Source organism: Agromyces sp. LHK192 (assembly GCF_004006235.1).
GTDB lineage: Bacteria > Actinomycetota > Actinomycetes > Actinomycetales > Microbacteriaceae > Agromyces.
Window position 1 is genome coordinate 1,838,193 of the sequence record NZ_CP034753.1, and the last position, 19,907, is coordinate 1,858,099.

General features: G+C 70.7%; 17 protein-coding genes. 14 read left to right on the forward strand and 3 right to left on the reverse strand.

What is annotated here, in order from left to right; all coding sequences use genetic code 11:
• Positions 1-14 precede the first annotated feature (14 nt).
• Together ELQ40_RS08220 and ELQ40_RS08225 are read left to right on the forward strand one after the other, a co-directional pair.
• Positions 15-704 (forward strand): 1-acyl-sn-glycerol-3-phosphate acyltransferase, encoded by a 690-nt coding sequence (locus ELQ40_RS08220; protein ID WP_127793246.1) that lies wholly within the window; start codon positions 15-17, stop codon positions 702-704.
• 124 nt (positions 705-828) lie between these two features.
• Positions 829-2,157: a class II 3-deoxy-7-phosphoheptulonate synthase gene (locus tag ELQ40_RS08225; RefSeq protein ID WP_127795211.1), complete on the forward strand. Its 1,329-nt coding sequence runs from the start codon at positions 829-831 to the stop codon at positions 2,155-2,157.
• Positions 2,158-2,310: 153 nt separating this feature from the next.
• On the opposite strand, the gene pknB is transcribed toward ELQ40_RS08225, so the two are convergent.
• The gene (gene pknB / locus ELQ40_RS08230; RefSeq protein WP_127793247.1) at positions 2,311-4,245 is read right to left on the reverse strand and encodes a Stk1 family PASTA domain-containing Ser/Thr kinase; all 1,935 of its coding nucleotides are present in this window, start codon (positions 4,243-4,245) and stop codon (positions 2,311-2,313) included.
• 121 nt (positions 4,246-4,366) lie between these two features.
• A complete protein-coding gene (locus ELQ40_RS08235; RefSeq protein ID WP_127793248.1) occupies positions 4,367-5,461 on the reverse strand; it encodes a LysM domain-containing protein in 1,095 nt (364 codons plus the stop codon).
• 148 nt (positions 5,462-5,609) lie between these two features.
• Between ELQ40_RS08235 and ELQ40_RS08240 the strand changes: the two genes are divergently transcribed.
• Positions 5,610-5,951, forward strand: a complete 342-nt coding sequence (locus ELQ40_RS08240) for an Rv2175c family DNA-binding protein (RefSeq protein ID WP_127793249.1) — start codon at positions 5,610-5,612, stop codon at positions 5,949-5,951.
• A 15-nt stretch (positions 5,952-5,966) separates the two neighbouring features.
• On the opposite strand, the gene ELQ40_RS08245 is transcribed toward ELQ40_RS08240, so the two are convergent.
• A complete protein-coding gene (locus ELQ40_RS08245) occupies positions 5,967-7,064 on the reverse strand; it encodes a polyprenyl synthetase family protein (RefSeq protein ID WP_127793250.1) in 1,098 nt (365 codons plus the stop codon).
• A 75-nt stretch (positions 7,065-7,139) separates the two neighbouring features.
• Here ELQ40_RS08245 and ELQ40_RS08250 point away from each other — a divergent pair, with 75 nt between their 5' ends.
• The 11 genes from ELQ40_RS08250 (at position 7,140) to murG (ending at position 19,906) form a co-directional block, all read left to right on the forward strand.
• The gene (locus ELQ40_RS08250) at positions 7,140-7,520 is read left to right on the forward strand and encodes a DUF3040 domain-containing protein (protein ID WP_127793251.1); all 381 of its coding nucleotides are present in this window, start codon (positions 7,140-7,142) and stop codon (positions 7,518-7,520) included.
• A 304-nt stretch (positions 7,521-7,824) separates the two neighbouring features.
• Positions 7,825-8,256: a division/cell wall cluster transcriptional repressor MraZ gene (gene mraZ, locus ELQ40_RS08255; protein WP_127793252.1), complete on the forward strand. Its 432-nt coding sequence runs from the start codon at positions 7,825-7,827 to the stop codon at positions 8,254-8,256.
• 99 nt (positions 8,257-8,355) lie between these two features.
• Positions 8,356-9,309, forward strand: coding sequence for a 16S rRNA (cytosine(1402)-N(4))-methyltransferase RsmH (gene rsmH, locus ELQ40_RS08260; protein ID WP_127793253.1), 954 nt, complete (start codon positions 8,356-8,358; stop codon positions 9,307-9,309).
• Positions 9,306-9,893, forward strand: coding sequence for a hypothetical protein (locus ELQ40_RS08265; protein ID WP_127793254.1), 588 nt, complete (start codon positions 9,306-9,308; stop codon positions 9,891-9,893). The genes rsmH and ELQ40_RS08265 overlap by 4 nt, the downstream gene beginning before the upstream one ends.
• Before the next feature lie 32 nt (positions 9,894-9,925).
• The gene (locus tag ELQ40_RS08270; RefSeq protein WP_127793255.1) at positions 9,926-11,737 is read left to right on the forward strand and encodes a penicillin-binding protein 2; all 1,812 of its coding nucleotides are present in this window, start codon (positions 9,926-9,928) and stop codon (positions 11,735-11,737) included.
• 13 nt (positions 11,738-11,750) lie between these two features.
• Positions 11,751-13,304 carry a Mur ligase family protein gene (locus ELQ40_RS08275; RefSeq protein WP_127793256.1) on the forward strand — a complete coding sequence of 518 codons (1,554 nt, stop codon included), beginning with the start codon at positions 11,751-11,753 and terminating at the stop codon, positions 13,302-13,304.
• Positions 13,301-14,710: a UDP-N-acetylmuramoyl-tripeptide--D-alanyl-D-alanine ligase gene (gene murF / locus ELQ40_RS08280; protein ID WP_127793257.1), complete on the forward strand. Its 1,410-nt coding sequence runs from the start codon at positions 13,301-13,303 to the stop codon at positions 14,708-14,710. Before ELQ40_RS08275 ends, murF begins: the two co-directional genes overlap by 4 nt.
• Before the next feature lie 229 nt (positions 14,711-14,939).
• Positions 14,940-16,037, forward strand: coding sequence for a phospho-N-acetylmuramoyl-pentapeptide-transferase (mraY, locus tag ELQ40_RS08285; protein ID WP_127793258.1), 1,098 nt, complete (start codon positions 14,940-14,942; stop codon positions 16,035-16,037).
• Positions 16,034-17,575 carry a UDP-N-acetylmuramoyl-L-alanine--D-glutamate ligase gene (murD, locus tag ELQ40_RS08290; RefSeq protein WP_127793259.1) on the forward strand — a complete coding sequence of 514 codons (1,542 nt, stop codon included), beginning with the start codon at positions 16,034-16,036 and terminating at the stop codon, positions 17,573-17,575. The genes mraY and murD overlap by 4 nt, the downstream gene beginning before the upstream one ends.
• Entirely contained in the window at positions 17,532-18,794 is a 1,263-nt protein-coding gene (gene ftsW / locus ELQ40_RS08295; protein ID WP_164863506.1) for a putative lipid II flippase FtsW, read from the forward strand. Before murD ends, ftsW begins: the two co-directional genes overlap by 44 nt.
• A complete protein-coding gene (murG, locus tag ELQ40_RS08300; RefSeq protein WP_127793261.1) occupies positions 18,791-19,906 on the forward strand; it encodes an undecaprenyldiphospho-muramoylpentapeptide beta-N-acetylglucosaminyltransferase in 1,116 nt (371 codons plus the stop codon). Before ftsW ends, murG begins: the two co-directional genes overlap by 4 nt.
• Position 19,907 lies beyond the last annotated feature (1 nt).

The following is a 19,907-nucleotide window of genomic DNA, read 5'->3' on the forward strand; positions in this document are numbered from 1 at the left end:
GGGAAGGAGGCCGGGTGTTCTACTGGGTGATGAAGCACATCATCGTCGGCCCGATCCTGCTCTCGATCTTCCGACCCTGGGTGGTCGGCCTGCAGCACATCCCCGCGAACGGCCCGGTCATCCTGGCCTCGAACCACCTGTCGTTCATCGACTCGATCTTCCTGCCGCTCGTCGTGGACCGCCCGGTGGTGTTCCTGGCGAAGAGCGAGTACTTCACGGGCAAGGGCCTCAAAGGCTGGGCGACCCGGATGTTCTTCCAGTCCGCCGGCCAGCTGCCGATCGACCGCTCAGGGGGAAAGGCGTCCGAGGCGTCGCTCAACACGGGGCTTCGGGTGCTGGCCGAGGGCAGCATCCTCGGCATCTACCCGGAGGGCACGCGCAGTCCCGATGGCAAGCTCTACCGCGGCCGGACGGGTGTCGCCCGCATGGTGCTCGAATCCGGGGCTCCCGTCGTGCCCGTCGCGATGATCGGCACCGAGCACGTGATGCCGATCGGCACGCGACTGCCCAAGGTCCGTCGCATCGGCATCATCATCGGCGAGCCGATGGACTTCAGCCGGTTCGAGGGGCTCGAGGGCGACCGGTTCGTGTTGCGGAGTGTGACGGATGAGCTCGTCCGCGAACTCCGCCTGCTCAGCGAGCAGGAATACGTCGACGTGTATGCGAGTTCGGTGAAGGAACAGCGCGTCTCGCAGTCGCGATAGGCTCGTCCGAGCGGTGTCCGCACGGCGGCGCCGCCTTCTCCATTCCCTGCGCGCCAGCGCCCCGAACCCCAGGACGATTCCAGTGACCCAGCTCGTCGAGCCCATCGTGAACGCAGATCCCTCCGTGATCGCGGGCCTCGACTATTGGCGCACACTGCCGATCAAGCAGCAGCCGGAGTGGCCCGACCCCATCGCGGCCCAGTCCGCGTCGGCCGAGCTCGCCACCCTCCCGCCGCTGGTGTTCGCGGGTGAGGTCGACATGCTCCGCTCGCGGCTCGGTGCAGCCGCTCGGGGCGAGGCGTTCCTGCTGCAGGGCGGCGACTGCGCCGAGACCTTCGCCGGCGCCACGGCGGATCAGATCCGCAATCGCGTGAAGACGGTCCTCCAGATGGCGGTCGTGCTCACGTACGGCGCCTCGATGCCGGTCGTCAAGATGGGCCGGATGGCGGGACAGTTCGCGAAGCCGCGGTCGAGCGACACCGAGACGCGCGGCGACGTCACCCTGCCCGCGTACCGCGGCGACATCGTCAACGGCTACGACTTCACGCCGGAATCCCGAGCGGCCGACCCGCGACGACTCGTGCAGGGCTACCACACGGCCGCCTCCACGCTGAACCTGATCCGCGCGTTCACGCAGGGCGGTTTCGCCGACCTCCGCCAGGTGCACCAGTGGAACCAGGGCTTCGCCGCCAACCCGGCGAACGCGCGGTACGAGAAGCTCGCCCGCGAGATCGATCGTGCCGTGAAGTTCATGGACGCCTGCGGTGCGGACTTCGACGAGCTCAAGCGCACCGAGTTCTACACCGGGCACGAGGGCCTGCTGATGGACTACGAGCGACCGATGACCCGCATCGACTCGCGCACGGGCACGCCGTACAACACCTCGGCGCACTTCGTCTGGATCGGCGAGCGCACGCGCGAACTCGACGGCGCCCACGTCGATTTCCTCTCGCGGGTGCGCAACCCGATCGGCGTGAAGCTCGGCCCGACCACGACGCCCGAGGTCATGCTCGAGCTCATCGAGAAGCTCGACCCCGAGCGCGAACCGGGCCGCCTGACCTTCATCACGCGCATGGGCGCGGGAAAGATCCGCGAGGCACTGCCGCCGCTGCTCGAGGCGGTCAAGCGCAGCGACGCGACTCCGCTGTGGGTCACCGACCCGATGCACGGCAACGGCATCACGACGCCCACCGGATACAAGACGCGTCGGTTCGACGACGTCGTGGACGAGGTCAAGGGATTCTTCGAGGCGCATCGCGCGGCGGGCACGCACCCGGGCGGCATCCACGTGGAGCTCACGGGCGACGACGTCACCGAGTGCCTCGGCGGCTCGGAGCACATCGACGAGGCGACGCTGGCGACCCGGTACGAGTCGCTCTGCGACCCGCGCCTCAATCACATGCAGTCGCTCGAGCTCGCATTCCTGGTCGCCGAGGAGCTCGCGTCGCGCTGAGCACGCGACTTCGATCAGCCGTCGTGGGGGGCATCCGGATACCGCTCCGGATGCCTCCGCGTACGTCCGTGCCATCGGCGTACGCCGAACGCGACCTGCCGTCGCCGACGGCGGTCCGATGGCCTGCCGGTCACTCCGTCGACGGCACGTCGATCAGAGGGTGAGCGTCCCGGTAAGCCGGACCGAGCTGCCGCGCACGGCTTCGGCGCCCCCGGCGGGATCCTGGGCGGTCACGCTCACGGCGGGCCAGAAGAGCTCGGGGAACGAGTGGTCCACGGTGAACTCCGCCGCGTGCAGCGCCTCGATCGCCTTGTCCAGCGTCATCCCGACGACGTTCGGCACGGCGACGAGGTCCTGTCCCTTCGAGACGACCACGTCGACCGGGTCGCCGGGCCGCACCGGATCGGTCGTGGTGGTGGCGCTGAGCACGGTTCCCTCGGGGAATTCGCCGGAGTTGTCGAACTCCGCCCCGACCTCGTTGAGCGTGAGTCCGACCTCCGCGAGCGCCGCCTGCGCGTCGGTGACGCCGAGCCCGCGGACGTCCGGCACCGGACCGGCCGAGACGACCAGCGTGACGGCGCCCAGCTCGGCGTACTGCGACGGGATCGGATTGCCGTCCGCGTCGAGCACCGCGAGGACGATCCCGGCTTCGACGTCGGGGGAGAACTGCCGTTGCGGTTCCGTCGCGACCGTGAACGCCACGAGTTGTGCTCGCGCTTCGGCCTCCGGCAGCCCGACCGTATCCGGCACGTCGAGGATCTGCGGTCCGAGCGAGACGAGCAGCGTCACCGTCGAGCCGCGCTGGGCTTCCGCGCCCTCGGCGGGATCGCTGCCGGCGACCAGGCCCTCGGGCACGACCGGGTCGTTCCGCTGCTCGGTCGTGACCTCGAACCCCGCCTCCTCGAGCACCTCGGTGGCCGCGGCGGGCTCCAGCCCGGAGATCGCCGGAACCGTGGCGAGTGCGCCGGGGCCCTGGCCGAAATACCAACCCGTTCCGGCGGCGAGTCCGGCCAGCACGAGGACGAGCGCGAACAGCCAGTATCCGCGGCGCTTGCGTCGATCGGCGGAGGCGGTGAGCGCCGCGGTGTCCTCGCCCGGGGCATCCGGGTCGTCGACCGATTCAGCGACTGCGGGAAGCGTCGCGAGCGCCGTCGCGCCGGCCGGCTCCAGCACCCGCGTCGCCCCGGTCACGGCCATCGCGTCGGTGAGCACCGCCGTCGCCTGGGTGATCGCGGGCACCGCGCCCCGCACCTCCGGCTCGACCTCGCGGAGCCGGTCCAGCATCTCGCGGGCGTCGACGGGGCGTTCCTCGGGTGCGCGCGCCGTCGCCCAGAGCACCAGTTCGTCGAGTTCCGCAGGGACCGCCGGGCTCTTCGAGCTCGGCGTCGGCACCGAGTCGTTCGCGTGCTGGTAGGCGATCTGCATCGGCGCCTCGCCGACGTACGGCTGCTCGCCGGTCAGCATCTCGTACATCATGATGCCGACGGCGTAGATGTCGCTGCGCGCGTCGGCGACGCCGCGGGTCACGAGTTCGGGGGACAGGTACGCGATCGTGCCCAGGAGCGCCTGCCCGGTCGCGGTGTTCGCCGAGGCCGCCCTCGCCAGCCCGAAGTCGCCGAGCTTGATGCGTCCGTCGTCGGCGAGTAGCACGTTCTCGGGCTTGAGGTCGCGGTGCACGATGCCGGCCTTGTGCGCGGAGGCGAGCCCGGCGAGCACGGCGTCCATGATGTCGACGGTCTGCTCCGGCGTGAGCTTGCGGTAGTCCTTCAGGAGATCGCGCAGCGTGATGCCGGGCAGGTACTCCATGACGAGGTACGCCATGTCGGCGTCCTGGCCCTGGTCGAAGACGTTCACCACGTTGGGGTGCGCGAGCCGGGCGGCGCTGCGCGCCTCCTGCACGAAGCGCGTCTTGAACGTGTTGTCGTCCGCGAGGTGGCCGTGCATGATTTTGATCGCGACCCGGCGCTCGAGACGCAGGTCGGTCGCGAGGTAGACCGTGGCCATGCCGCCGCGCGCGATGCGCGAGCGCACCTGGTACCGGCCGTCGACGAGACGGCCGATCATCGGGTCGGCAGGCGCGGTGGTCACCAGACGAGTGTACGAAGCGGTATATGTCCGGGGCTGGATAGACACCGCGTGCGGCGCGAATCGAAACGCCATCGTGATGCCATGGGCGCGAGCGGGGGCCGCGCCCGCATCGGGTCGAGGGTCATCCGAGTTCGGAGAGCCAGGCCGCGGCCTGCTGCTCCCACTTCGCGTAGTGGTCGGGGTGTGCGCTGCGCTGCACGGCCTGCGCCGCCTGCGTGAGGCTCAGCGACTCCCAGCCGGGGACGTCGAGGAGCCCTGCCGTGAGCCCCGGGTTGGGGTTCGCCTCGCCGCCGTAGAAGGCGGTCGCCGCCCGGACGGGATCGAGGATCTGCTCCGGAGTTCCCCAGCCCTGGCTCGGTCGCTGCTGGAACAGGCCGAGCGAGTCCTGGTCGCCGTGGTGCAGGTTGCGCAGGCCCGACTCCTGTGCGGCTGCGGCGAGGGCGATGACGATGGCGCGATCGGGCGCGCCGACGGCCCGTCCCACGTCGACGATGACGCGCGCGTTCGCGCGCGTCTCGTGGGTCAACGGCATCGAGACGGATGCGACGAGCGCGACCTCCACCGGCGCCGCCGAGTCCGTGACCGGTGTCGGCGGGACGGGCGGCGCCTCCGCCGAGGCCGCCGGCGCGCCCGGGAGGACCAGCGGTTGACCGGGGAAGATCAGGCTGGACCGGCTCAGTCCGTTGACGCTGAGCAGGTCCTCCAGGCTCACCGAGTGCGTCTCGGCGATGCCGATGAGGGTGTCGCCCCGGACGACGGTGTAGCGGCTGATTCCGAGTTCGACGGGCGCGGGCGCGGGCGGGGCGGGGGCGCTCGCGGGCTCGGCCGGCGCTGCGGCGAGGATGAGGCGTTGGCCGGGGAAGATCAGCGTCGACCAGCCGAGCCCGTTGCGGGCGAGCACCTCCGCGGTCGGGATGCCGTAGCGCTCCGCGATGCCGCTCACGGTGTCGCCCGCCGCGACGACGTACTCGGTCGGCGCGATCGGCGTCGCACCCGCCTGGGCGGGCGAGGCCGCGGGTGCCGCGGTGCGCGCCGTGGCCTTCGGCTTCGGCTGCCGCTTGGGCGCCTGGGTCGTGTCGGCTTCAGCGGGGGCGGCCGAGCCGAGCGCGAGCGCGACCGTGCCGATGATGGCGGTCGGCACCGCCAGCAGCCGTCGGAGGACACTGCCCCGACGTTCCGGTCGCGATCCGCCTCCGACCGCCTCTGCGTCGTACATGCGTTCCCCCTGAACGATCCCCCCGGATCGAGGCCACCGTCGCACGCGCCCCCGGCCGAGTCAACGACCCTCGCCGCGAGTCATCCGATGCGAGGTTCCGGCGCGTCGTCGGCTACCGTGCGCCCGCACCCCATGGCAGGCTTGACCCGTGACCGACGCCGCAGAGACCGACTGGCTGACCGTTCCCGACCTCGTCGAGCGCCTGGGCGAGAGCCCGAGCCGCATCCGCAAGTTGATCGACGAGCGACACCTGCTCGCCACGCGCATCGACGGCGTGCTGAAGGTGCCCGCCGCCTTCCTGCGCGACGACGCCCCGCTCCCCGAGATCCACGGGACCGCGATGGTGCTCGCCGACGCCGGATTCACCGACCAGGAGGCGCTCGAGTGGCTGATCACCGCGGAGGACAGCCTGGGAACCACCCCGATCGCGGCGCTGCTCGCCGGGCGCAAATCCGAAGTGCGACGGGTCGCGCAGGCGCTCGCGCTGTAGGGGACAGGCGGCGGCTCAGCTGATCCGTCGTGAGACGGCCTCGGCGAGTGCGCGCAGTTCAAACGTCGCGGCCGGGTCGAGCGGGGCGCCCTCCAGCGCGGACGTCGCGGCGGCCAGGTGCCCGGCGATCAGGGACTCGACGTCGTCGACCGCACCCGACCGCCGGATCGACGACTGCAGGTCGGAGATCTGCTCGGCGGTGAGCAGGGGGTCGCCCAGCAGTTCGTCGAGGCGGACGCGTTCGCCGGGCGCGAGACGCTCGCGGGCGATGGCGATCAGCATGGTGCGCTTGCCCTCGCGCAGGTCGTCCCCGGCGGGCTTGCCCGTGACCTCCGGGTCGCCGAACACGCCCAGCAGGTCGTCGCGAAGCTGGTAGGCGATGCCCAGCGGCAGCCCGTATGCGCGCAGCGCGTCGAGTTGCGCGGGGGCGGCGCTCGCGATGGCCGCCCCCAACGCGAGCGGGGCCTCGACCGAGTACTTCGCAGCCTTGTACACGATCACGCGTTCGGCGCGCGACCGCTGCTCGCTATCGGGGCGGGTGAGCCACGCCCGTTCCTCGAGGATGTCCAGGTACTGTCCGGCGGTGACCTCCGTGCGCATGCGCATGAACTCGGCTCTGGCCGCGCGCACGGTCGTCCGCTCCTCGAGCAGGTCGAGTCCCTCGTCGAGGAGCTCGTCGCTCCAGCCGAGCAGCAGGTCGCCCAGGAGGATCGCGGCGGCGCGACCGTACTCGCCGGCGTCGCCGGTCCATCCCGACGTGGCGTGCAGGCTCTCGAAGAGCCGGTGGGCGCTCGGTGCGCCGCGTCGGGTGTCGGAATTGTCGATGAGGTCGTCGTGTACCAGTGCGGCGGCGTGGAACAGCTCGAGTGCGGCCGCCGCGGCGATGATCGGATCCCTCTCGGCGGCCAGGTCGTCGCCGCCGGGTGCGACCGCCGCCCATCCCCAGTAGCAGAAGCGCGCCCTGAAGCGTTTGCCGCCGCTGAGAAATCGCTTCGAGAATGCGTCGAGCGGTCCCAAGTCGGCGCTGATGGAGCGGAGAATCGTAGAGCGGTCGGCGAGGAAGTCCTCGATGCGATGGTGAACGAGGTCGACGAGCTCGGAACCGTGTGCCACCCGCCTAGCCTACCGACGGCGCGCGGGGCTAGAATGTCAAGACCACGCGTCGATCCCGGACCTGAGGGGAATGAGATGCCGCTTTCAGAGCAGGAGCAACGTCTTCTCGACGAGATGGAGCGCAACCTCTATCGCAACGACGCCGACTTCGTCGCCGCGGTCAGCGGGCGAGGACGCCCGAACTACCGATCCATCGTGCTCGGCGTCCTGCTCGCGGTCGTCGGCATCGGCGGGCTCATCGCCGGCGTCGCGCTCCAACTGCTCGTCGTCGGCATCATCGGGTTCGCCGTCATGTTCGTCGGCGTCCTGCTGGCGATCACGCCGTCGAAGCGCGGGGCCACCGCCGCGCAGGCCGGACCTGCCGCTCGTCCCGCCACATCGCGGGGGGCTGAGCACTCCGGCTTCATGGACCGCCTGAACGAGCGCTGGGATCGCCGGCAGGACGGCAGCGACTAGCCGCACTCCACTTCGCACCACCCCACGGGCCGATCGATCTCGATCGGCCCGTTTTCGTGCGTCAGGTGCAGCGGACGCGCCTCTGCGGAGCCCCGTACGCGGCATCCGTATGGCGATGAGGCGCCCCGTTGCGGAATTTCCCTCCACTGCGATCCACCCTGGGAGATCGGCGGAATTGCGCGGGAATCAGGGCTGCCCCTGACCTCCGGGGACCTCCGACACGCAAGAATCGTTGGTGTTGTGGATGAGAGTGGAGTAAAGTGGTGTCACCTGGATCCCGGCCGGAGGAAAAGGGGGCGATGCAGTGTTCCTTGGTACGTACGAGCCCAAACTCGACGAGAAGGGCCGCATCATTCTTCCGGCCAAGTTCAGGGAGGAGCTGTCGAACGGCCTCGTTCTCACACGTGGGCAGGAGCACTGCATCTACGTGTTCAGCGCGAGGGAGTTCGAGAGCATGAACGAGAAGATCCGCCAGGCCCCAGTGACGAGCAAGCAAGCGCGCGACTACATGCGCGTCTTCCTCTCGGGGGCGTCCGCGGAGACCCCCGACAAGCAGAACCGGATCACCATTCCTGCCTCGCTCCGCGGTTACGCGGGGCTCGACCGGGACCTCGCGGTCATCGGCGCAGGCAGCCGGGTGGAGATCTGGGATGCGCAGGCGTGGCACACGTACCTCGCCGAGCAGGAGGCGGCCTTCGCGGATACGGCGGAGGAGGTGATCCCGGGTCTCTTCTGACTCGGATTGCGACTCCCAGCCGTACGCGCCTGACGCACTTCCCCGCGACAGGACGAACGGATGGGGATCGGAATTCGGGTCAGAGGTCCCGAACGCACTATGGACATCGAACGCATTCACACTCCCGTCATGCTCGAGCGAACGCTCGAGTTGCTGGCGCCGGCCGTCTCCGGTGAGGGCGCGGTCCTCGTCGACGCGACGCTCGGCATGGGCGGTCACACCGGCGCGCTGCTGGAACGCTTCCCGCGGCTGACCGTGATCGGCCTCGACCGCGACACGGATGCGCTGGCCATCGCGCGCGAGCGGCTCGCGCGTTTCGGCGACCGGGCACGATTCGTCCACACCGTCTACGACGGCATCGGGCGGGCCGTGCGGTCCCAGGGATTCCACGAGGTCCAGGGCGTCCTGTTCGACCTCGGCGTCTCCTCGCTGCAGCTCGATCGGGCCGAGCGCGGATTCGCGTACGCGAAGGACGCACCGCTCGACATGCGGATGGACGCGACGCGCGGGCGCACGGCCGCAGACGTCCTCGCCGAGGCCGACGAGGACCAGTTGCGCCGGATCTTCCTCGACTACGGCGAGGAGAAGCTGGCGGCGAGGTATGCGCGGGCGATCGTCCGCGCGCGGGCCGAGCGGCCGATCCTGAGGTCGGCCGAGCTCGTCGAGATCATCGACCGGGCGACGCCTGCCGCCCTCCAGCGGGCGGGGCATCCGGCGAAGCGGGTGTTCCAGGCACTGCGCATCGAGGTCAACGAAGAGCTGTCCGTGCTCGAGCGTGCGGTTCCTGCGGCACTCGACGTGCTCGCCATCGGCGGCCGCACCGTCGTGCTGTCGTACCAGTCGCTCGAGGACCGCATCGTGAAGCGGGTGCTGCAGGCGGCGTCGAGCTCGACGGCCCCTGCCGGACTGCCCATGGAACTGCCGGAGCACCGCCCGCAGTTCAAGCTGCTGGTCCGAGGCGCGGAACTCGCGAGCGAGTCCGAGCAGGCGGAGAACCCGCGTGCGAAGCCGGTGCGGTTGCGAGCCGCGGAACGCGTGAGGAGGTCGTCATGACCGCTGCCCTGCCGACCGGGACCCTGCCCGCACCGCGTCGCCGCGACGAGCAGCGACCGGAGCGTCGCCTCCGCCCCGCGCCCGAGCCCGACACCCGTCGGCCCCGCCTCGCGTACGCCGTCGTCGCGGTCGCGAGCATCGCCGTCATCGTTGTGGCACGCCTCGTCCTCTCCTTCGCGATGACCGAGGGCGCGTACGAGATCGACGGCTACGAGCTGCAGAAGATCGAACTGGCGCGCGAACAGCAGAAGCTCCGCGAGCAGATCGACGCACTCGAGTCGCCGCAGTCGATCGCGGCGCAGGCAGAAGCGCTCGGCATGGTCCCGCAATCGGCGCCGGTCTACCTCCGCCTGTCGGACGGCGCCGTGCTCGGCCAGCCGACGGCGGCGGCGGGCGGCGGTGTCGCGACCTCGTCGCTCGTGCCGAACGCGCTGATCGACGACGTGCCGAGCGCGGAGGCACCGGCGACCGGGGCGGCGGGGGAGACTGACGCAGCAGGCCCGGGCGCCGGGGGAGCGGCGGCCCCGGCGGACGGCGCGGCGGTCGCACCGGCCGTGGGCCTTCCGACACCGGCCACGCACTGAACCCGAACCACGACGACGGAGGAACCACCAGGATGCGACGGACGAGCACGCACCCCATGCGCCGGGTCGTCGCGGCCGGGGTCGTGCTCGTCACCGTCGTCGGGGTGTTCATCACGCGGCTCGTGGACATCCAGGTCGTCCGTGCGGACGAGTACAACGCGGCCGCGGACGCGGTGCGTTCGAGGGAGGTCGCCGTGTTCGGCTCGCGCGGCGACATCGTCGACGCGAACGGCGTGGTGCTCGCCGACTCGGTCATGCGGTACGACATCGTGATCTCGCCCAAGCAGGCGAGGTCCGCCCCGTTCCAGCGCGAGATCGAGGACCCGGCCGATCCGACGAAGAGGACGTCGGTCGACGTCCCGATCGAGCAGGCTGCAGCCGAGGTCGCCGGCCTGCTCGGGATGACGGCCGAGCAGGTGCTGCAGGTCGTCGACGACGCCCTCGCCGCCGACCCCGACTCCGACTACGCATACCTTTCGAAGCTGGTCGACACCGAGACCTACGAGGCCGTCGATGCGCTCGACATCGCCTGGGTCTACGCGGAGGCGCATCCGAGCAGGCGGTATCCCAACGGCGCGGTCGCGGGCAACCTGGTCGGGTTCTCCGACCCCGACGGCGCACCTCAGGCAGGGCTCGAACTGTCGGAGGACGCGTGCCTCGCAGGTCGGGATGGAGCGGTCTCCACGCTCCGCAGCCTCGAGGACTGGATCACGATCCCCGGCAGCGAGCGGGTGATCGAGCAGGCCGAGGACGGCGGCACGCTGCACCTGACCATCGACTCCGACCTGCAGTTCGCGGTCCAGCGGATCGCGGCCGCGCAGGTGCAGGCGCTCGGCGCCAAATGGGCGACGGTCACGGTGATGGAAGCCAAGACCGGTCGGTTGCTGGCGGTCGCCGACGTGCCGACGGTCGACCCGAACGAGCCGAGCGACGTGGCGGCCGAGGATCGCGGCTCCAGGGCGTTCACGGCCCCGTTCGAGCCCGGGTCGACGTTCAAGGCGATCACCTCGGCATCCGTCATCGATGCCGGTCAGGGCGACCCGCTGAGCCGCATCACCGCGCCGTACCGCATCAGGCCCGACGGCGCGGACATCAACGATTCGTCGGTCCACGACGACCTGCCGCTGACGATGACGGGGATGATGATCGAGTCGTCCAACACCGGGATGTCGCTGTTCGGCGAGCGCGTCCCCGATGCACAGCGGTACCAGGACATGCTCGACTTCGGCTTCGGCGTCGAATCCGAGGTCGGCTTTCCCGCCGAGGCGTCCGGCGACCTGCACGGCGGTCCCGATCTCTGGGGCGTGGAGGCGCAGACCAGGTATGCGACCATGTTCGGCCAGGGCATGACGGTCACCGCGGTCCAGCTCGCCAGCGCGTACCAGACGATCGCGAATGGCGGGGTCCGGATGCCGGTGACCCTCGTCGACCACTGCACCACGCCCGACGGCGAGGTGACCGAACGTGCCTCGACCAAGGGGCGCCAGGTGGTGTCGGAGCAGGCGGCCGACCAGGTGACCCAGATGCTCGAGATGGTCTACCAGGACGGCTGGTTGGCCGACGAGTGGGAGATCCCGGGATACCGGGTCGCCGCGAAGACGGGAACCGCGCAGGTCTCCGACGGGTCGGGCGCCTACGGCAGCGGTTACCTGGTGTCCGTGGCCGGCTTCGCGCCGGCCGACGATCCCGAGTACGTCGTTTCGGTCAGCATCATGGATCCCGTTAAGATGAACTCGTCCGCCGCATCCGCCCCCGTCTTCCGAGACGTGATGAGCCAGGTGCTGAAGAAGTATCGGACCGCTCCATCCGGCGCCCCGGCGCCCGAACTGCCAGCAACCTGGTGAGAAAGTTGGGTTCGTGACCGGAACGCCCCACGCGGCTCTCCGGCCGCGGCATCCGATCCCGAGGTCGCTGCGCGGACTCGCCGACGCGTTCGCGTTCGACGTCCGCGGCGAACTCGGCGACCTCGAGGTGTCCGGCGTCAGCCTGTCGTCGAAGGCCGTCGAACCCGGCGACCTGTACGTCGGCGTGCCCGGTCGGAACGTGCACGGCGCGCGGTTCGCCGCCGATGCCCGCGAGGCGGGCGCCGTCGCCGTGCTCACCGACGACGACGGCGCACGCATCGTCGCGCAGACCGCGCCGGGCCTTCCCGTGCTCGTCGTCCACGACGCGCGCGCCGCCCTCGGCGAGGTCGCCGCGTGGATCCACCGGACCTCCGAGCATCCCGCCACGCTCTTCGCCGTCACCGGCACCAACGGCAAGACCAGCGTCGTCTACCTGCTGTACGGGATCCTCCGCCAGCTCGGCGTGATCGCGGGGCTCACCTCGACCGCCGAGCGTCGGATCGGCGACGAGGCCGTCACCAGTTCGCTCACCACGCCCGAGGCGAGCGAACTGCACGCGCTCCTCGCCCGGATGCGGGAGGTCGACGTCGCCGCGGTGGGCGTCGAGGTCTCCGCCCAGGCCCTCACCCGGCACCGGGTCGACGGCATCGTGTTCGACATCGCCGGGTTCACCAACCTCACCCACGACCACCTCGACGACTACGAGTCGATGGAGGAGTACTACCTCGCGAAGCGCCGGCTCTTCCAGCCGGATCGGGTCCGCCGAGCCGTCGTCACCGTGGATTCCGAGTGGGGCCGACGGCTCGCCGCCGAGAGCGGCGTCCCGGTCACGACGCTGACGTCCGTCGAAGGCGTCGAAGCGGACTGGCGCCTGTCGGTCGGGGAGGCCACCGCGACCCACACCGACTTCGTGCTCGAGGGCCCCGACGGGGTCAGCATCGCGTCGAGCGTTCCGCTGCTCGGCTGGTACATGGCCGCGAACGCGGCGCTGGCGATCGTCATGCTCGTCGAGTCGGGCGTCGATGCCCGCCGAATCCGTGACGCGCTCGAACGCGACGGGGGTGTCCGGGCGTACATCCCCGGTCGCGCTGAACGGGTCTCGGGGGAACGCGGACCCGTCGTGTACGTCGACTACGGCCACAGTCCCGACGCGTTCCTGCAGACCCTCGGTGCGATCCGCTCGTTCGTCGCGGGCCGCCTGATCATGCTGTTCGGCGCCGACGGCGACCGCGACACGACCAAGCGCGCGGAGATGGGCGCGATCGCCGCACGCGGTGCGGACGTCGTCGTCATCACCGACTTCCACCCGCGCTCCGAGGACCCGGCCGCGATCCGCGCGGCGCTCATCTCGGGCGCCCGCGCAGCGGTGCCCGACGCGGAGATCCACGAAGTGCCCGACCCGCGAGCGGCCTTCCGCGCCGCACTCGCGCTCGCCCAGGACGGCGACGCGATCCTGTACGCCGGCCCAGGCCATGAGGACTACCACGAGGTCAATGGAGTGAAGATCCCCTACTCGGCACGAGACGACGCCCGACTGGCGCTCCGCGAAGCGGGGTGGCTCGAATGATCGCCCTCACCCTCGCGGAGATCGCCGAAGCGGTCGACGGGCGGCTGCACCTCATCGAGGACGCCACGGCGGACGTGGTGGTGTCCGGCCCGGTCACCACCGACTCCCGCGAAGTCGAAGCCGGCTGGATCTTCGTCGCCAAGCGCGGCGAGTTCGACGACGGCCACCGCTTCGCGCCGTCCGCGGTCGAGCGCGGCGCAGCGCTCCTGATCGTCGAGCACGAACTCGACCTGCCGGTCGCCCAGGTCGTGGTCGCCGACTCCGTCGACGCGCTCGGCGCGCTCGCGACCGAGGTCGTCGCCCGCGTCCGCGCCCTCGGCCGGCTCAGGATCGTCGGCGTCACCGGATCCAACGGGAAGACCACCACCAAGAACCTCCTGCGAACGATCCTCGAGCGCGTCGGAGAGACCGTCGCCAGCCGCAAGTCGTTCAACAACGAGGTCGGCGGGCCGATCACGATGTCCGAACTCACGGAGACCACCGAGTTCCTCGTCGCCGAGATGGGCGCCTCCGGCGTCGGCGAGATCGCCAGGCTCGTCAGGATGGCGCGACCCGACGTCGGCATCGTGCTCAAGGTCGGCCTCGCGCACGCCGGCGAGTTCGGCGGCATCGAGCAGACCGTGCGCGCCAAGTCCGAGATGGTCACCGACCTCCTCGACGGCGACGTCGCGATCCTCAACGCGGACGACCCCCGCGTCACTCCGATGGCCGGACTCACGCGAGCTCGCGTCGTGACCTTCGGCCTCGGCGACGACGCCGACGTCCGGGCGAGCGAGGTCGAGCTCCACTCGCGCGGCACCGAGTTCACGGTCACCGTTCCCGGCGGGGCATCCGCTCGTGTCCACTTCGGCGTGCTCGGCGAGCACCACGTCATGAACGCGCTCGCGGCGTCCGCGGCGGCCGTCGAACTCGGCGTCCCGCTGACGACGATCGCGGACGCCCTCGAGGAGGTCACGCTCGCCGAGCGCTGGCGGATGGAGGTGCAGGGCGGCCGCGACGGCATCACCGTCATCAACGACGCCTACAACGCCAGCCCGGACTCGATGGCCGCCGCGCTGAAGACCCTCGCGCAGATCCAGGCGCCCGGCACCCGTACCGTCGCCGTGCTCGGCGAGATGAGCGAGCTCGGCGAATTCTCCGGGGAGGAGCACGACCGGATCGGGCTGCTCGCCGTGCGCCTGGGCATCTCGCAGCTCGTCGTCGTCGGCCAGGGGGCGCGGCGCCTCCACATCTCGACGATCAACGAGGGCTCGTGGGACGGCGAATCGGCATTCGTCGAGACGGCCGACGAGGCCTTCGACCTCGTCACGTCGTACGTGCAGCCCGGAGACACCGTGCTGGTGAAATCGTCGAACTCGGCGGGTCTCCGCTTCCTCGGCGACCGACTGGGAGAATGGTTCGCGTGAGCGCGGTTCGAGGACGCAGCGGGGCTGCAGGTTTCGCGGGCTTCCGCGGCGACCGTGAGGGCGCAATGGTTCGCGTGAGCGCGGTTCGAGGACGCAGCGGGGCTGCAGGTTTCGCGGGCTTCCGCGGCGACCGTGAGGGCGCAATGGTTCGCGTGAGCGCGGTTCGAGGACGCAGCGGGGCTGCAGGTTTCGCGGGCTTCCGCGGCGACCGGCTGGGAGCGTGGTCCGCGTGAGAGCCCTCCTGACCGCGGGTGCGCTGTCGCTCGCCTTCACCCTCTTCCTGACCCCGTTGTTCATCCGGCTCTTCACGAAGCTCGGCTGGGGCCAGTTCATCCGCGACGACGGTCCCCAGAGTCACCACGTGAAGCGCGGCACGCCCACGATGGGCGGCATCATCTTCATCCTCGGCACGCTGTTCGGCTACTTCACGGCGACGCTGCTCGTGAGCAACGAGCCGCCGACGGCATCGGGACTGCTCGTGCTGTTCATGATGGTCGGACTCGGCATCGTCGGGTTCGTCGACGACTTCCTCAAGACGCGCAAGAAGCAGAGCCTCGGGCTGGGCGGCTGGGCGAAGGTCGCCGGCCAGGTCCTCGTCGCCGGGGTCTTCGCCCTGCTCGCGCTGCAGTTCCCGAACGCCCAGCAGGAGACGCCCGCGTCGACGAAGATCTCGTTCATCCGCGACCTGCCGCTCGACTTCATGGTGTTCGGCACCGTCGTCGGCGTCGCGTTGTACGTCGTCTGGATCTGCCTGCTCGCGGCCGGGGCCTCGAACGGCGTCAACGTGACCGACGGCCTCGACGGACTCGCGGGGGGAGCATCCATCCTCGCGATCGGCTCCTTCATCATCATCGGATTCTGGCAGTTCAACCAGTCGTGCTTCGGCGAGAACCTGAACGACTCCGATGCCTACCGGTGCTACGACGTGCGCGACCCGCTCGACCTCGCCATCGTCGCGACGGCGATCGTCGGCGGACTGGTCGGGTTCCTGTGGTGGAACACGAATCCGGCCCACATCTACATGGGCGACACCGGCTCGCTCGCCCTCGGCGGGGCGCTGGCCGCGCTCGCGATCCTGAGTCGGACCGAGCTGCTCCTCCTGCTGATCGGCGGCCTGTTCGTCATCGAGACCGGTTCCGTGATCGTGCAACGCGCCTACTTCAAGATCACCGGCGGCAAACGCATCTTCCTCATGAGCCCGATCCACCATCACTTCGAACTGAAGGGGTGGGCGGAGGTCACGATCGTCGTCCGGTTCTGGATCATCGGCGGCCTGCTCTCCGCGGCGGGCGTCGGCTCGTTCTACTTCGAGTGGCTGCAGCAATGACCGGTCCGGATGCTGCGTCGTCACGGCTCGACGCGCTGACGAGCTGGCATGCCGACTGGCGCGGGCTGCGCGTCGCCGTGCTCGGCCTCGGCGTCACGGGGTTCGCCGTCGCCGACACGCTCACCGAGCTCGGCGCCGAGGTGCTCGTGCTCGCGCCCGCCCGCGACGACGACCGCGCGAAGATCCTCGAGGTCATCGGCGCCCGGTTGGTCACGGACCCGCTCGAGCAGGTCCCCGTCGAACTCGAGTCGTTCGACGCCGAGCTCCTCGTCGCCTCCCCGGGCTTCCACCCCGACCATCCGGTGCTCGAATGGGCGCACGCCCGCGGCATCCCGGTCTGGGGTGACATCGAGCTGGCCTGGCGGGTGCGCGACAAGGTGAGGTCCGCCGATTGGATGCTCGTCACCGGGACGAACGGGAAGACCACCACCGTGCAGCTCGCGGCGACGCTGCTCGCCGCGAACGGGCTCGCTGCGGCGCCGTGCGGCAACATCGGCGTACCGGTGCTCGACGCCGTGCGCGACCCCGGCGGATTCGACGTGCTGGTCGTCGAGCTGTCGAGCTACCAGTTGCATCACCTCCCGACGCAGGGCCCGGGTGCGATCCACCCGTGGGCGAGCGTCTGCCTCAACCTCGCGGACGACCACCTCGACTGGCACGGCACGGCTGAGGCATACGCGGCGGCGAAGGCGAAGGTCTACGCGAACACCCGGGTCGCATGCGTGTACAACCGGGCCGACGAGGCGACCAGGCGAATGGTCGAGGAGGCCGACGTCGAGGAGGGCGCCCGCGCGATCGGGTTCGGGCTCGACACCCCGGGGCCGAGCGACTTCGGCGTGGTCGAGGGCATCCTGTGCGATCGGGCGTTCCTCGAGGAGCGCCGGACCGCGGCGCTCGAACTGGTCACGCTGGAGGAATTGGAGCCGCTGGGGCTCAGCGCCCCGCATGTCGTGGCGAACATCCTCGCGGCGTCGGCGCTGGCACGGTCCTACGACGTACCCGTGCCCGTGGTGCATGATGCGCTGCTCGGCTTCCGGCTCGACGCGCACCGGATCCAGACCGTCGCCCTGGCGGGCGGCATCCGCTGGATCGACGACTCGAAGGCGACGAATCCGCACGCTGCGGAGGCATCCCTCCGCGCGTTCGGCCAGGTCGTCTGGATCGTGGGCGGGTTGCTCAAGGGGGTCGACGCCGATGCGTTGGTGGCGGCGCACGTGTCGCGCCTGCGAGCGGCGATCGTGATCGGGCGCGACCGCGTCGCCCTCGTCGCCGCGTTCGGCCGACACGCGCCGGAGCTGCCCCTGTTCGAGGTGACCGCGGATGACACTGGGCTGGTGATGCCCGAGGCGGTCGCACTCGCGGCGGCCGTCGCCGAGGAGGGCGACACCGTGCTCCTGGCGCCGGCGGCCGCGTCGATGGACCAGTTCGCGGACTACGCCGACCGGGGGCGCAGGTTCCACGAGGCGGTCCGCGCGATGCTGGGAGGTGAGGCCGGTGGCGAATCCGCAGAAGGCCGGCCGCCCCGCGAAGACGGCTGACGCGCGCGGCGTCACCGCCGCACGCATCAGGTTGGGCCGGGTGTTCCAGGCCGAATCGGCCGACTACTTCCTGCTGCTCGGCACGACGCTGTTCCTGGTCGTCCTCGGCCTCGTCATGGTGTTCTCGTCCTCGCTCGTGCAGTCGAAGCTCGAGGAGGGCGACTTCCTCGCGCAGGCCGCGCGGCAGGGCATCTGGGCGCTCCTCGGCGTTCCACTGATGCTCCTCGCCAGCCGCGTGCCCGAACGGGTCTGGATGCGTCTGGCCTGGCCGGCCCTCGCGATCTCCTGCGCCCTGCAGTTGCTGGTCGTGGCGACCGATCTCGGCGTCTCGGTGGGCGGCAACACGAACTGGCTCAACATCGCCGGGTTCCAGTTCCAGCCGTCGGAGATGATCAAGGTCTCCATGGTGATGTGGCTCGGGCTCATCGTGACCAAGAAGCAGGACCGCCTGGGCGACCTCGTGCACGGGATCCTGCCGATCCTGCTCGTCGGCGGTGGAGCGATCGCGCTGGTCCTCCTCGGCGGGGATCTCGGCACGGTGCTGATCATGGCGGCCATGCTGCTGGGCGCGCTGTTCCTCATCGGCGTCCGCTTCCGCCTCCTGCTCGTGCCGCTGCTCGTCGGAGGGCTCGTGTTCGGCATCGTCGCCGCCTCGAGCGAGAGCCGCGTGCGGCGCATCACGTCGTTCCTGCAGGAGAACTGCACGACGATCGACCAGGACGACTGCTGGCAGGTGCAGCACGGCATGTTCGCCCTCGCGAACGGCGGTGTGTTCGGTGTCGGGCTCGGCAACTCCGCGGCCAAGTGGTCGTGGCTGCCCGCGGCCGACAACGACTTCATCTTCGCGATCATCGGCGAGGAGCTGGGACTGATCGGCGCCGTCGTGGTGCTCGCGCTGTTCGTGATGCTCGGGATCGCGTTCGCGCGCATCCTCCGCAACGCCCGGACCCCGTTCGCGAAGACGGTCACCGCCGCGGTCATGGTGTGGGTCATCGGGCAGGCGTGTGTCAACATCGGAGTCGTGCTCAAGGTCCTCCCCGTCCTCGGCGTCCCCCTCCCGCTCGTCTCCGCAGGCGGCACGGCGCTCATGACCACCCTGTTCGCCATCGGCATCGTCCTGTCGGTCGCCCGCGATCCCGAGGCTCCGGCGCGCCACGCTGCGCGGGTCGCCGCGCGACGCGCGGGACGCGTGAAGGCGTCGGGCCGGTCCGCCCGATGACGACGTACCTCCTCGCCGGCGGGGGCACCGCCGGCCACGTGAATCCGCTGCTCGCCGTCGCCGATCGCCTGCGCGAGCGCGACGCCGGCGCGGTCGTGCTGGTGCTCGGCACCGCGGAGGGGCTCGAGTCCCGGCTCGTGCCGGAACGCGGCTACGAACTGCTCACGATCGCCAAGGTGCCGTTCCCGCGTCGGCCGAACGGCGCCGCACTGCGGTTCCCCGGGCGCTTCCGCGCCTCCGTCGCCGACGTGTCGCGCATCATCGCCGATCGGGGCGTCGATGTCGTCGTCGGCTTCGGCGGCTACGTGTCGACGCCCGCCTACCTCGCGGCCCGCCGCGCGGGCATCCCGCTCGCGGTGCACGAGGCGAACGCCCGACCCGGACTCGCGAATCGCCTCGGCGCCCGCTTCGCCGAGGCGGTCGGCGTGGCCTTCGCGGGTACGCCGCTGCGGGGGGCCGAGGTCGTGGGGATGCCGCTGCGGCATGAGATCGAACGGCTCGACCGGTCGGGCCTGCGCGACGAGGCCGCCGCGTTCTTCGGGTTGGATGCCGCGCGCCCGGTCCTGCTCGCGACGGGCGGGTCGCTCGGCGCTCGGCGCATCAATGCCACGATGGTCGCGAGCGCGGCCGAGCTCGCCGGTTCGGGGTGGCAGGTGCTGCACATCACGGGCGCGAAGAGCGAGGTGTCCGACCCGAATCTCGCGGACTACCGCATGGTCGAGTACGCGGACCGGATGGACCTCGCGCTGGCCCTGGCCGACCTGGCCGTGTCCCGCGCGGGTGCGAGCACGGTGAGCGAACTCGCGGCGCTCGGGATCCCCGCCGTCTACGTCCCGTACCCGGTCGGCAACGGCGAGCAGCGGTTCAACGCCGCGCCCGTGGTCGTCGCCGGCGGAGGCATCCTCGTCGAGGACGCGGAGTTCACGCCGGCGTGGGTGTCGCGCGAGCTGCTGCCGCTGCTGGCCGACGGCGGCCGGGTGCGCGCGATGGCGGATGCCGCGGCTTCCGCAGGGTTCCTCGACGGGACCGATCGCATGGTCGCCCTCGTCGACCGGGCGCTCGGTGCCGGCGGATCCGGCGGGGGAGCCCGCGACGATCGCGAACCCGCGTAAC

Bases quoted from the DNA above. Each gene is read 5' to 3' on its own strand.
- rsmH (WP_127793253.1), top strand. From the start codon at position 8,356: ATGGACATCGAACGCATTCACACTCCCGTCATGCTCGAGCGAACGCTC.
- ELQ40_RS08235 (WP_127793248.1), bottom strand. From the start codon at position 5,461: ATGTACGACGCAGAGGCGGTCGGAGGCGGATCGCGACCGGAACGTCGG.
- murG (WP_127793261.1), top strand. From the start codon at position 18,791: ATGACGACGTACCTCCTCGCCGGCGGGGGCACCGCCGGCCACGTGAAT.
- ELQ40_RS08250 (WP_127793251.1), top strand. From the start codon at position 7,140: ATGCCGCTTTCAGAGCAGGAGCAACGTCTTCTCGACGAGATGGAGCGC.
- ELQ40_RS08270 (WP_127793255.1), top strand. From the start codon at position 9,926: ATGCGACGGACGAGCACGCACCCCATGCGCCGGGTCGTCGCGGCCGGG.
- ELQ40_RS08265 (WP_127793254.1), top strand. From the start codon at position 9,306: ATGACCGCTGCCCTGCCGACCGGGACCCTGCCCGCACCGCGTCGCCGC.
- murD (WP_127793259.1), top strand. From the start codon at position 16,034: ATGACCGGTCCGGATGCTGCGTCGTCACGGCTCGACGCGCTGACGAGC.
- murF (WP_127793257.1), top strand. From the start codon at position 13,301: ATGATCGCCCTCACCCTCGCGGAGATCGCCGAAGCGGTCGACGGGCGG.